We start from the raw sequence: 12,524 nt of genomic DNA, 5'->3' as shown, positions 1-12,524 counted from the left end.
CGGGCGGGTCAGAAGCCGGGGATCGCGGCGACGATCAGGTCGACGAGCTTGATCCCGAGGAACGGAGCGATCACTCCGCCCAACCCGTAGACCAGGAGGTTGCGGCTGAGGATGCGCGAGGCGGCGACCGGGCGGTACGCCACTCCCCGCAGCGCGAGCGGGATCAGCACGACGATCACCAGCGCGTTGAACACGATCGCCGAGAGGATCGCCGAGGCCGGCGAGTGCAGCTGCATCACGTTCAGCACCGCGAGCCCGGGGAAGACCCCCGCGAACATCGCCGGGATGATCGCGAAGTACTTCGCCACGTCGTTCGCGATCGAGAACGTGGTGAGCGCGCCGCGGGTGATCAGCAGCTGCTTGCCGATCCGCACGATGTCGATGAGCTTGGTGGGGTCGGAGTCGAGGTCGACCATGTTGCCCGCCTCCTTCGCCGCCGAGGTGCCGGTGTTCATCGCCACGCCCACGTCGGCCTGCGCGAGGGCCGGGGCGTCGTTGGTGCCGTCGCCGGTCATCGCGACCAGCGCGCCGCCCTCCTGCTCGCGCCGGATCAGGGCGAGCTTGTCCTCGGGGGTCGCCTCGGCGAGGTAGTCGTCGACTCCCGCCTCCGCCGCGATCGCCTTCGCGGTCAGCGGGTTGTCGCCCGTGATCATCACGGTGCGGATGCCCATCGCGCGCAGCTCCGAGAAGCGCTCGGCGAGCCCGTCCTTCACCACGTCCTTCAGGTGCACGACGCCGAGCAGGCGGGCGCCGTGGGCGTCCTTCACCGCGACGACCAGGGGCGTGCCGCCGCTCTCCGAGACGCCGTCGACGAGCACCGTGAGGCGCGCCGCGACCGCGGACGGCAGCGGCCCCTCCTCCTCCACCCAGGCGCGCACGGCCGAGCCGGCGCCCTTGCGGATGGAGGAGCCGTCGGGGAGGTCGAGCCCGCTCATCCGGGTCTGCGCGGTGAACGGCACCACGGCGGCCTGAGCGGGCTCGACGGCGGGGCGGCCCGAGTCGCCCGCGAGGTCGACGATCGACCTCCCCTCGGGTGTCGGGTCGCTGAGCGAGGAGGAGGCGGCCGCGTCGACGAGGGCGGCCTGCGCCACTCCGTCGAGGGGGAGGAACGCCACCGCGCGGCGGTTGCCGTAGGTGATGGTCCCCGTCTTGTCGAGCAGGAGCGTCGTGACGTCGCCCGCCGCCTCCACCGCCCGGCCGGACATCGCGAGCACGTTGCGCTGCACGAGCCGGTCCATGCCGGCGATGCCGATGGCCGAGAGGAGGGCGCCGATGGTGGTCGGGATGAGGCAGACGAGCAGGGCGACCAGCACCGGGACGCTCACGGAGGCTCCTGCGAACGAGGCGATCGGGTTCAGGGTCAGCACGACCACGACGAACACGATCGAGAGGCTCGCCAGGAGGATGTCGAGCGCGATCTCGTTCGGCGTCTTCTGCCGCGACGCGCCCTCGACCAGGCCGATCATCCGGTCGACGAAGGTCTCACCCGGCCGGGAGGTGATCCGCACCACGATCCGGTCCGAGAGCACTCGCGTGCCGCCCGTCACCGCGCTGCGGTCGCCCCCGCTCTCGCGGACGACCGGCGCCGACTCGCCCGTGATCGCCGACTCGTCGATGGAGGCGATGCCCCAGACGATGTCGCCGTCGCCGGGGACGAGGTCGCCCGCCTCCGCCACGACCACGTCGCCCAGCTGCAGCTCGGCCGAGGAGACCTCGACCAGGCGGGCCGACAGGGCGGAGGGGTCCGCGGGGTCGTAGTCGACCACGCGCCGGGCCGGAGTGCTGGTGCGGGTGGCGCGCAGACTCTCGGCCTGCGCCTTGCCGCGGCCCTCGGCCACCGACTCCGCGAGGTTCGCGAACACCACGGTGAGCCAGAGCCAGATCGCGATGCCGGCCGTGAAGGTGCCGGGCACCGTCGATCCGCCCGACTCCTCCGGCCCGCCGAGGAACGGCTCGGCGATCGCCAGCACCGTGGTCAGCGCGGCGCCGACCTCGACGATGAACATCACGGGGTTGCGCCACATCAGGCGCGGATCGAGCTTGCGCAGCGCTCCGGGGAGCGCGGCGGCGAGCTGGCGCGGCCCGAGGGCGGCGCGGGTGGGGCGCGCGGGTTCCGCGGGGGCCTCGGTGAGTGCAGTGGTCATCGGAGTCGCAGTCCTTCCGCCAGGGGGCCCAGCGCGAGTACGGGGAAGTAGGTGAGCGCGGTCACGACGACCGTGACGCCCACGAGGAGGCCGACGAACTGCGGCCGGTGGGTGGGCAGCGTGCCGGCGCTGGAGGGCACCGGCGACTGCGCCGCGAGCGAGCCGGCCAGGGCGAGCACCAGCAGGATCGGGAGGAAGCGGCCCAGGAGCATCGCGACGCCGAGCGCCGTGTTGAGCCAGGGCGTGTTCGCCGTCAGCCCCGCGAACGCCGAGCCGTTGTTGTTGGACGCGGAGGTGAAGGCGTAGAGCACCTCCGAGAGCCCGTGCAGCCCGGGGTTCAGGATCGACGTGCTCTCCACGTCCTCCCGCACCGCCGGGATCGCGAAGCTCAGGGCCGTGCCGGCCAGCACGAGCGTCGGCGTCACGAGGATGTAGAGGCTCGCGAGCTTGATCTCGCGCGGGCCGAGCTTCTTTCCCAGGTACTCGGGCGTCCGGCCGACCAGCAGCCCGCCGACGAACACGGCCAGCACCGCGAGCACGAGCATCCCGTAGAGGCCCGAGCCGACGCCGCCGGGGGCGACCTCGCCGAGCATCATGTTGAGCATCGGCAGCATGCCGCCGAGCGCGGTGAAGGAGTCGTGCATCGCGTTGACGGCGCCGGTCGAGGTGAGCGTCGAGGCGGTCGCGTAGAGGGCGGAGCCGGCGATGCCGAAGCGCGTCTCCTTGCCCTCCATCGCGGCTCCGGCGGCCTGCGCCGCGGATCCTCCGCCCGCCGCCTCCAGCGCGGTGAGGGCCGCGAGCGACACGACGAAGATCGTCGCCATCGCCGCGAGGATCGCGCGGCCCTGCCGCACGTCGCCGACCATCCGGCCGAAGGTGCGCGGCAGCGAGAACGGGATCGCGAGGATCAGCACGATCTGCAGCAGCGACACCCGCGCCGAGGGGTTCTCGAACGGATGCGCGGAGTTGGCGTTGAAGTAGCCGCCGCCGTTGGTGCCGAGCAGCTTGATCGCCTCCTGCGAGGCCACCGCGCCGCCCGGGATGCTCTGCTCGCCGCCGGTGAGCGTGGTCACCGTCAGCGGGCCGTTCAGGTTCTGGATCACGCCGCCCGCGATCATCACGACCGCCGCCACCACCGCGAGGGGCAGCAGGAGGCGCAGCGTGCCGCGCACGAGGTCGACCCAGAAGTTGCCGAGCGTTCCGGAGGAGCGGCGCGCGAATCCGCGGATCAGCGCCACCGCCACGGCCAGGCCCACGGCCGCCGAGACGAAGTTCTGCACGGCGAGGCCGCCGAGCTGCACCGCGAAGCCGAGGGTCGCCTCCGGGGAGTAGGACTGCCAGTTGGTGTTGGTGACGAACGAGACGGCGGTGTTGAACGCCAGCCCCTCCGGCACCGCGGCCAGGCCGAGGGAGCCGGGCAGGACCGCCTGGAGGCGCTGCATCCCGTAGAGCAGGAGCACGCCGACGAGCGAGAAGGCCAGCACGGCCCGGAGGTAGGCGCGCCAGCTCTGCTCGCCCGCGGAGTCGACGCCGATGAGGCGGTAGACGCCGCGCTCGAGGGCGAGGTCACGCGTCGAGGTGTAGACGCGGAACATGTGGTCGCCGAGGGGGCGGTGGAGGAGGGCGACGGCCAGGCCGACGGTCGCGACCTGGAGGACGGCGAGGAGCGGATCCATCAGAAGCGCTCCGGTCGGATCAGGGCCGCGACGAGGTAGACGACGGCGGCGAGCGCCAGCACGGCCGCGAGGGCGTCGAAGACGATCACCGGCCCGCCTCCTTCTCGCGGGTCCCGCGGGTCGCCGAGGGGGGCGGTCCGCCCAGCCGCTCGACCCCCTTCGCGGCGAGAGCGATGAGCGAGAAGAGGGCGAGCACGCCGAGGAGGTAGGCGAGGTCGAGCACGGAGGACTCCATCCGGGGAGCGGACGACGCCCGGGACCGGACGCCTGCCGGGAAGCGGCACAGGAAGCGATGCAACACCTCGCGGGGGCCCCTCGGAGCGGTCCTCACGGTTCCCCTACGGCCCGGCCCGGAGTCCTCGCGTTTCCCTCACGCGGACGGCGACGGGCGCCCGGCGGAGGGGCGCGAGCCGGGCGGGAGCCGAGCGGTGAGAGCGTTCTCCCCTAGCAACGGCGGGGGTCGACGTCCCGAAGATCACATTTCGGCATCGCCTGGACAAATTCGCCGCCCGCGCTTTACTCCCCCCGATCGAAGCAATATGTTCTCTCCGTGGACAAAGCCCCTCGGGGCTCTCCCGCCCTCCCGGGCGACGACACGACGACGTGCGCCACACGTGCACGCCTCTTGTCGTCCTCTCCCTCGGACACTGCTTTCAGAGAGGAATGCACTCCATGAAGTTCTCCCGCGGCATCACCACGCTGGCCGCCGCCGGCATCATCTCCCTCGGCCTCGCGGCCTGTTCCGCGAGCCCCGCCAACTCCGGAGGCGCCGCTGCCGGCGCCGGCGCGGAAGGCGACTGCACCGTCGGCATCTCGATGCCCACGCGCAGCCTCGAGCGCTGGATCAACGACGGCGAAGGCCTCCAGTCGCAGCTCGAGGGCGACGGCTGCACCGTCGACCTCCAGTACGCCGACAACAAGACCGATCAGCAGATCTCGCAGATCCAGAACCAGATCGCCGGCGGCTCCAAGATCCTGGTCATCGCCGCGATCGACGGCGAGGCGCTCGCGCCCGTCCTCGCCGAGGCGAAGAAGCAGAACGCCACCGTCATCGCCTACGACCGTCTCATCAACGGCACCGCGGACGTCGACTACTACGCGACCTTCGACAACTACAAGGTCGGCCAGCTCCAGGGCCAGTACATCGAGTCGACCCTCGACCTGAAGAACGCCGCGGGTCCCTTCACCCTCGAGCCCTTCGCCGGCAGCCCCGACGACAACAACGCGAAGTTCTTCTTCTCCGGCGCGTGGGACGTCCTGCAGCCCTACATCGAGAGCGGCAAGCTCACCGTCCCCTCGGGCAAGTCGCCCGCGTCGGACGACGACTGGGCCTCGATCGGCATCCAGGGCTGGGCCTCCGACAAGGCGCAGTCCGAGATGGACAACCGCCTCTCGTCCTTCTACACCGGCGGCCAGAAGGTCGACGTCGTGCTCTCCCCCAACGACAGCCTGGCCATCGGCATCGAGGCCTCGCTGAAGTCGGCCGGCTACACCCCCGGCGCCGACTACCCGGTCATCACCGGCCAGGACGCCGACAAGGCCAACGTCAAGGCGATCCTCGCCGACGAGCAGTCCATGACGGTCTGGAAGGACACCCGCACCCTCGGCGACCGCGTCTTCCAGATGGTGCAGTCGATCGTCGCGGGCGAGGAGCCCGAGGTCAACGACACCGAGACCTACGACAACGGCGAGAAGGTCGTCCCGTCCTACCTGCTGGAGCCGCAGGTCGTCACGAAGGACGACGTGCAGTCGGTCCTCGTCGACTCCGGCTTCCTCAAGGCCGGCGACGTCGGACTCTGATCCGTCGGGCGGGGGCGGGGAGGAGCGATCCTCCCCGCCCCCGCCTCCCCGTCCGCACACCACTCCCCCCCAACGAAGTGAGGCCCTGTTGGCCAGTCCCATCCTCATCATGCGCGACATCGTCAAGGAGTTCGGCGGCGGCGTCCGCGCCCTCGACGGCGTCTCGCTCTCGGTCCAGCCCGGCGAGGTCCACGCCATCTGCGGCGAGAACGGCGCCGGCAAGTCGACCCTGATGAAAGTCCTCTCCGGCGTGTACCCGTACGGCAGCTTCGAGGGCACCATCGAGTTCGAGGGCGAGGAGGCGCAGTACCGGTCGATCAACGACAGCGAGGCCGACGGCATCGTGATCATCCACCAGGAGCTCGCCCTCAGCCCCTACCTCTCCATCGCCGAGAACATCTTCCTCGGCAACGAGAAGTCGACCCGCGGCGTCATCAACTGGAACGCGACCAACGCGGAGGCGGCCAAGCTGCTCGCCCGCGTCGGCCTCGCCGAGAGCCCCGCGACCAAGATCCTCGAGCTGGGCGTCGGCAAGCAGCAGCTCGTCGAGATCGCCAAGGCCCTCGCCAAGGAGGTGAAGCTCCTCATCCTCGACGAGCCCACCGCCGCCCTCAACGACGAGGACAGCGACCACCTGCTCGGCCTGATCGACCAGCTCCGCAAGCAGGGCATCACCTGCATCATCATCAGCCACAAGCTGAAGGAGATCCGCGCCATCGCGGACACCGTCACGATCATCCGCGACGGCCGCACCATCGAGAGCTTCCCGATGGCCGGCGAGGAGGCGTCCGAGAGCCGGATCATCCGCGCGATGGTCGGCCGCGACCTCAACAGCATGTTCCCGCCGCGCGACCCGCAGATCGGCGAGGAGAAGCTGCGCGTCGAGAACTGGACGGTCCACCACCCCGTCGACATCAACCGCGTGGTCGTCGACGACGCCTCCTTCACCGTCCGCGCCGGCGAGATCGTCGGCTTCGCGGGCCTGATGGGCGCCGGACGCACCGAGCTCGCGATGAGCATCTTCGGGAGGAGCTACGGCACCGGCATCTCCGGCCGCGTCTACAAGGACGGCGAGGAGATCCAGACCCGCACCGTCGACGAGGCGATCCGCAACGGCCTCGCCTACGCGACCGAGGACCGCAAGCGCTACGGGCTCAACCTCATCGGCGACATCACCGTCAACGTCTCGGCCGCCGCGCTCTCGCGCCTGGCCCGGCTCGGCGTGATCGACAAGCACCGCGAGTACAAGGTCGCCGACTCGTACCGATCGAAGATGAACATCAAGGCGCCGACCGTCTCGGCCGTCACGGGGAAGCTCTCCGGCGGCAATCAGCAGAAGGTCGTCCTCTCGAAGTGGATCTTCTCCGGTCCCGACGTGCTGATCCTCGACGAGCCCACCCGCGGCATCGACGTGGGAGCCAAGTACGAGATCTACGGGATCATCAACGAGCTCGCGGCCCAGGGCAAGGCGGTCGTCGTCATCTCGTCCGAGCTGCCCGAGCTGATCGGCCTCGCCGACCGCATCTACACCATCTCCGAGGGACGGATCACGGGCGAGATCGATCGCGCCGACGCCACCCAGGAGCACCTCATGCACTACATGACCGCCGGAAAGGAACAGGCCCGATGAGCGCCACGACCACCACAGCGCCGGCGGACACGCCCGCCAACACGCCCTCCACCCCGCCCAAGCGCTCGCGCCGGCTGAACATCAACCTCCGGCAGTACGGCATCCTCGCCGCGCTGGCCATCATCATCCTGCTCTTCCAGGTGCTGACCGGCGGGCGCCTGCTCCTGCCCGGCAACGTCAACAACCTGATCCAGCAGAACGCCTACGTGCTGATCCTCGCGATCGGCATGGTGATGGTCATCATCGCCGGCCACATCGACCTCTCGGTCGGCTCGGTCGTGGCGATGGTCGGCGCCATCTCGGCGATCGCGATGAACAACTGGGGCCTGCCCTGGTGGGCGGCCGTCGTCGTCGCCCTCGTCACCGGCGCCGCCGTCGGAGCATGGCAGGGCTTCTGGGTCGCCTTCGTCGGCATACCGGCGTTCATCGTGACCCTCGCGGGCATGCTGATCTTCCGCGGCTTCACCCTCGTCCTCCTCACCGGCGGAACGATCAACGGCCTCCCCACCGAGTTCACCGCGATCGGCGCCGGCTGGCTGCCGGGCGTCCTCGGCGGCATCGCCGGGCGCGACGCGCTCACCCTGGTCCTCGGCCTGATCGTCTGCGTCGTCCTCGTGGCCCAGCAGCTCCGCAGCCGCGCGACCCTCCGCCGCCTCGAGCTGCCCCGCGAGCCCATCGGCTCGCTGGTCGCGAAGTCGGCCATCGCCGTCATCGCGATCATGGCCCTCTCCTGGCTGCTCGCCGGCTACAGCGGAACCCCGATCATCCTGATCGTGCTCGCCGTGCTGATCCTCGCCTACAGCTTCGTGCTCGGCCGGACGGTCTTCGGCCGCCACATCTACGCGATGGGCGGCAACCTGTTCGCCGCGATGATGTCCGGCGTCAAGACGAAGTGGGTCAACTTCTTCATCTTCGTCAACATGGGCGCACTGGCCGGAGTCGCGGGCATCGTCAGCACCGCCCGCGCCGGCGGTGCGGTCGCCTCGGCCGGACAGAACTACGAGCTGGACGCGATCGCCGCGGTCTTCATCGGCGGCGCCGCCGTCCAGGGAGGCGTGGGCACCGTCGTCGGAGCCGTCATCGGCGGACTCGTGATGGGCGTGCTCAACATGGGCCTCTCCATCCTCTCGGTCGACGCGGCCTGGCAGATGGCGATCAAGGGCTTCGTGCTCCTGCTCGCGGTGGCGTTCGACATCTTCAACAAGCGCCGCGCCGGCGGCCGCTAGGCGAACGCCGGGCGCCGCCCAGCGGCGCTCCGCGTCCTTCTCTTCTACAGTTCTCGGGCGCGGCTTCTCCTCGGGGGAGCCGCGCCCGAGTGCATCCGAGACCCGTCGGGGTCCAGCGACAGGCAGGCGATCATGGCAGGAGCAGTCGGAGCCTCCAGCAACGCGCTGCTGCGCCGCACGAACCTCGCGAGCCTCGCGACGCTGGTGCACCGCTCCGGTCCCACCAGCCGCGCCGAGCTCGGCCGCCTCACCGGGCTCAACCGCTCCGCCGTCGCGAACCTGGTCGGCGAGCTGAGCGAGCTCGGCTGGGTGGCGGAGGAGACCACCGCACCGGACGGCCGCATCGGCCGCCCCAGCGCCACCGTCGTCCCCGGCGACCGGTTCGCGGCCGTGGGCGTCCACCTCGACACCGACGCGATCATCGTCGGCCTCGTCGGGCTGCACGGCGAGCTGCTGCGCCGCGTCCGCTTCGACACCCCCAAGCCCGCGAGCCCGGCCACGGTGGTCCGCGTCGTCACCGGGATCGTCGAGGGCTTCCGCTCCGAGCGGGAGTCGCTCCGCACGCTGGTCGGCGCGGGCGTCGCCGTCCCCGGCCTCGTCCAGGCCGACTCCGGCTTCGTCCACCGCGCCCCGCACCTGGGCTGGCGCGACGTCGACCTCGCCACCCAGCTGAGCCGCGCCCTCGACCTCCCGGTCGCCGTCGGCAACGACGCGACCCTCGGCGCCATCGGCGAGTCCCTCTTCGGAGCCGCGCACGGCGTGGCCGACGTGGTCTACGTCACCGGCGGCGCGGGCGGCATCGGCGGAGGAGTCATCATCGGCGGCGTCCCGCTCCAGGGCTCCTCGGGGTTCGCGGCCGAGCTGGGCCACACCCTCGTCGCCACGAACGGCCGCCTCTGCGGCTGCGGCCGGCGCGGCTGCCTCGAGGCCGAGGTCCGGATGCGCTCCCTCCTCGACGTCCTCGGCGCCCGCGTCCTCGACCAGGACGAGCTCGACATCGCCCTGGGCACCTCCCGCGACCCCGCCGTCCTGGGCGAGGTCGCCCGCCAGGTCGACCTGCTCTCGGAGGGCCTGTCCACCTACATCAACCTCTTCAACCCCACCGCGGTCGTGCTCGGCGGCTTCCTCGGCTCGCTGCTCACCGTCGACCGCGAGCGCCTCGCCGCCCGCGTCTCGGCCCGCGCCCTGAGCGACCTCGCGCGCGGCGTGCGGATCGAGCGCGCGGCCCTGCGCTCGAGGCTGGAACTCGTCGGCGCCGCGGAGCTACCCTGGCGGCGGGCGCTGGCGGATCCCGCCGCCGTCACCGGGGGCGCACAGCCGCCGGGTGGGAGCAGCAGCCGCGAGGACGCTCTGGGCGCCCGCGCCTGACCCCGGCACTCGAGTGCCGGCACCGCGTCGAGGAGGACGAGCATGGCCGACTGGAACGACACGATCATCGAGGAGTTCCGCGCGAACGGCGGGACCGTGACCACGGGCGGCTTCGGGAGGAGCCTCGTGCTGGTGCACCACCGCGGCGCCCGCTCCGGTGAGGAACGCGTGACTCCGCTGATGGCGCTGCACCCCTCCGACGACGTCTGGCTGCTCGCCGCGTCCGCCGCCGGTGCGCCGAAGCACCCCGCCTGGTTCCACAACATGATCGCCCACCCGGACCTGGCGATCGAGACCCCCGACGACGGCACCGTCGACGTCCGGGCGCGTGTCCTCGCCGGGGAGGAGCGCGACGCCGGCTGGGCCCGCTTCACCACCGCCTCCGCCGGCTTCCTCGACTACGAGAAGCGCACCACCCGTATCATCCCGGTCGTGGAGCTCACCCGCCGCTGACCGCGAGCCGTCAGCGCAGCAGCACGGGCACCGTGTCCGGCGTGCTCCAGCTCAGCGCGATCCGCTCGCGGAAGCCGCCGCTGCGCAGCTCGGCCTCGAGCGCGTCGATCACCACGGGGAGCAGCGCGCGCCGCTCGATCAGCAGGTCGAGCACGAGCCGGTCGCCGGACGTCAGCAGCACCGGGCCCGATCCGGGCAGCACCGCGATCCACTGGCACTCCCCCACCTGCACGCTCCGGTGCCGGCGGAGGCGTCGGAGCAGCTCGGGCAGCGCCTGCGGATCGAGGGCGGACACGTCGGCACGGAGGGCGATCACCCCGCGAGCGTGCCCGCGCCGGACGACCTCGCGCCGACCTCCCGGTGAACACCGCCCCTCCGCGGGACACCGTCCGCGAGAACGACACGACAGGAGCCCGCCCCGCGGCGCACCGCACCGGGAACGGAAGAAGCCCCCGACCGGACATCCGATCGGGGGCTTCTCTCTGGTTCTCATGAACTCTGGTGCGCGAGGGGGGAGTTGAACCCCCACGCCCTTTCGGGCACACGGACCTGAACCGTGCGCGTCTGCCTATTCCGCCACTCGCGCTCACCAGCGGCACCGAAGCGCCGACGAGAAATCGTAGCATCCCCCGGCCCCCGAGCCGAACCGGCGCTCACCGTCCCGGGCCGCCGCTCCCCCGGGAGCCGCCGCCGAGCCGCCCCGGTGAGAGCGCGCACACGGCAGTCCGGCCGCGAAACCACTGCGGAGGATCGCGCATCCAGACCATCCCAGTAACATGCCCGTAGCCGTGCGCGGCGCAGACCAAGAAGAGGAAGCGGCGACGGGCGCGCAGACATCTCGATCCGTGCGCGACCGCCGAGAAGGCGAAGAACCGGAAGATCGGAAGACTGTGGGCATACTGGACAACTTCGAGAAGGGACTCGAGCGCGTCGTCAACGGCGCGTTCGCGCGGACCTTCAAGTCGGGTCTGCAGCCGGTCGAGCTCGCCTCCGCCCTCCGCCGGGAGCTCGACACCTCCGCCGCCGTGGTCAGCCGCGACCGCATCCTCGTCCCCAACAGCCTCGTCCTGCGGATGTCCGCGACCGATCTCGACCGGATGCAGCGCCTCGGCGCCACCCTGATCGACGAGCTCACCACGGTCGCCACCGAGCACGCCACCAAGCAGGGCTTCCGCTTCCCCGGCCCGATCGACATCTCCCTCGCCGTCGATCCGGCGCTCAGCGACGGCATGGTCGAGGTCGACTCCCGCAGCGTGAAGGGCACCGTCGCCTACACGCCCGTCCTCGACATCGACGGCCGGCGCCACCCGATCACGAAGGCGCGCACCGTCATCGGCCGCGGCAGCGACGCCGACATCACCGTCGACGACTCGGGCACGTCCCGCAAGCACGTCGAGATCCTCTGGGACGGCTCTCGCGCCCAGGTGCACGACCTCGGGTCCACGAACGGCTCCAAGCTCGACGGCCGGCCCGTCACGCAGGCGCCCCTGGCCCCCGAGCAGACCATCACGATCGGGCGCACCTCGATCGTCTACCGCGTCGTGCAGGGCTCCGCGCCCGCACGCACCGACCGCCCGTCGTCCGGCAGGGCAGCCGGACGCGGCTCCGAGGGATTCTGGGACGACCGGCTATGAGCGAGCTCACTCTCTTCCTCCTGCGCATCGCGTTCCTCGCGCTGCTGTGGTTCTTCGTGTTCGGCATCGTCTACGCGCTGCGCTCCGACCTGTTCGGGCAGCGCGTGCGCAAGCTGCCGCCCGGCGCGCAGGCCGCGTCCCCCGAGGCCCCGTTCGTGACGGCGGCCCAGCCCGTGGTCGCCGCGGCCGCCCCGGCTCCCGCGCCCGCGCAGCCCGCCTCCCCGTCGGCCCCCTCGGCCCGGAGGAGCCGCGAGGCCGCCGCCGAGCGCGCCGAGCAGGGAGGCGCCGCCACCGTCCACACGGCGCAGCGCCTCGTGATCACCTCGGGCCCCAAGCGGGGCACCGAGCTCGAGCTGACCGGCGACCCGCTGACGATCGGCCGCTCCGCGGAGTCGACGCTGGTCATCCGCGACGACTACACCTCGACCCACCACGCGCGCCTTCTCCTCTGGAACGACGAGTGGATGATCCAGGACCTCGACTCCACCAACGGCACCTTCCTCGACGGCCGCCGTGTCGGCGCGCCCACCAAGGTGCCGCTGGACACGCCCGTGAAGGTCGGCACCACCACCTTCGAACTGCGGCGGTCGTAG

Annotated in this window: 12 protein-coding genes and 1 tRNA gene; 7 read left to right on the top strand and 6 right to left on the bottom strand. The window is 71.5% G+C overall.

Annotated elements, in window-relative coordinates; all coding sequences use genetic code 11:
- Positions 1–8: 8 nt before the first annotated feature.
- From kdpB to C5C53_RS16940, 4 genes are read right to left on the bottom strand one after another with little or no spacing between them, the layout of a single operon-like run.
- Positions 9–2,144 carry a potassium-transporting ATPase subunit KdpB gene (gene kdpB, locus C5C53_RS00990; RefSeq protein ID WP_104266575.1) on the bottom strand — a complete coding sequence of 712 codons (2,136 nt, stop codon included), beginning with the start codon at positions 2,142–2,144 and terminating at the stop codon, positions 9–11.
- On the bottom strand, positions 2,141–3,820 hold the full coding sequence (gene kdpA / locus C5C53_RS00985) for a potassium-transporting ATPase subunit KdpA (protein ID WP_104266574.1): 1,680 nt from the start codon (positions 3,818–3,820) through the stop codon (positions 2,141–2,143). The genes kdpB and kdpA overlap by 4 nt, the downstream gene beginning before the upstream one ends.
- Positions 3,820–3,909 carry a K(+)-transporting ATPase subunit F gene (gene kdpF, locus C5C53_RS00980; RefSeq protein ID WP_068209492.1) on the bottom strand — a complete coding sequence of 30 codons (90 nt, stop codon included), beginning with the start codon at positions 3,907–3,909 and terminating at the stop codon, positions 3,820–3,822. The genes kdpA and kdpF overlap by 1 nt, the downstream gene beginning before the upstream one ends.
- On the bottom strand, positions 3,906–4,055 hold the full coding sequence (locus C5C53_RS16940; protein ID WP_167299012.1) for a hypothetical protein: 150 nt from the start codon (positions 4,053–4,055) through the stop codon (positions 3,906–3,908). Before C5C53_RS16940 ends, kdpF begins: the two co-directional genes overlap by 4 nt.
- A 437-nt stretch (positions 4,056–4,492) precedes the next feature.
- Here C5C53_RS16940 and chvE point away from each other — a divergent pair, with 437 nt between their 5' ends.
- The 5 genes from chvE (at position 4,493) to C5C53_RS00955 (ending at position 10,297) form a co-directional block, all read left to right on the top strand.
- Positions 4,493–5,620, top strand: a complete 1,128-nt coding sequence (gene chvE, locus C5C53_RS00975; protein WP_374952918.1) for a multiple monosaccharide ABC transporter substrate-binding protein — start codon at positions 4,493–4,495, stop codon at positions 5,618–5,620.
- Positions 5,621–5,729: 109 nt separating this feature from the next.
- Positions 5,730–7,250 (top strand): multiple monosaccharide ABC transporter ATP-binding protein, encoded by a 1,521-nt coding sequence (gene mmsA / locus C5C53_RS00970; RefSeq protein WP_104222653.1) that lies wholly within the window; start codon positions 5,730–5,732, stop codon positions 7,248–7,250.
- A complete protein-coding gene (gene mmsB, locus C5C53_RS00965; RefSeq protein WP_104222654.1) occupies positions 7,247–8,476 on the top strand; it encodes a multiple monosaccharide ABC transporter permease in 1,230 nt (409 codons plus the stop codon). Before mmsA ends, mmsB begins: the two co-directional genes overlap by 4 nt.
- 132 nt (positions 8,477–8,608) lie before the next feature.
- Positions 8,609–9,844: an ROK family transcriptional regulator gene (locus C5C53_RS00960; protein WP_104222655.1), complete on the top strand. Its 1,236-nt coding sequence runs from the start codon at positions 8,609–8,611 to the stop codon at positions 9,842–9,844.
- A 42-nt stretch (positions 9,845–9,886) separates the two neighbouring features.
- Positions 9,887–10,297 carry a nitroreductase/quinone reductase family protein gene (locus tag C5C53_RS00955; protein WP_104266573.1) on the top strand — a complete coding sequence of 137 codons (411 nt, stop codon included), beginning with the start codon at positions 9,887–9,889 and terminating at the stop codon, positions 10,295–10,297.
- A gap of 10 nt (positions 10,298–10,307) precedes the next feature.
- Here the strand turns inward: C5C53_RS00955 and C5C53_RS00950 are convergent, their stop codons facing one another.
- Both C5C53_RS00950 and C5C53_RS00945 read right to left on the bottom strand, forming a co-directional pair.
- Complete coding sequence (locus tag C5C53_RS00950) at positions 10,308–10,613, bottom strand: hypothetical protein (RefSeq protein WP_104266572.1); 306 nt, start codon at positions 10,611–10,613, stop codon at positions 10,308–10,310.
- 183 nt (positions 10,614–10,796) lie between these two features.
- Positions 10,797–10,883: transfer RNA gene (locus C5C53_RS00945), tRNA-Leu, on the bottom strand.
- A 304-nt stretch (positions 10,884–11,187) separates the two neighbouring features.
- On the opposite strand from C5C53_RS00945, the gene C5C53_RS00940 reads away from it, so the two are divergent.
- Both C5C53_RS00940 and C5C53_RS00935 read left to right on the top strand, forming a co-directional pair.
- Complete coding sequence (locus tag C5C53_RS00940) at positions 11,188–11,931, top strand: DUF3662 and FHA domain-containing protein (protein ID WP_104225775.1); 744 nt, start codon at positions 11,188–11,190, stop codon at positions 11,929–11,931.
- Complete coding sequence (locus C5C53_RS00935) at positions 11,928–12,524, top strand: FHA domain-containing protein (protein ID WP_104225776.1); 597 nt, start codon at positions 11,928–11,930, stop codon at positions 12,522–12,524. Before C5C53_RS00940 ends, C5C53_RS00935 begins: the two co-directional genes overlap by 4 nt.

The organism is Rathayibacter sp. AY1E3 (genome assembly GCF_002932235.1).
Classification (GTDB): Bacteria; Actinomycetota; Actinomycetes; order Actinomycetales; family Microbacteriaceae; genus Rathayibacter.
Note: the sequence above shows the minus strand (reverse complement) of the source record. Positions and strands in the feature narration are given on the sequence as shown.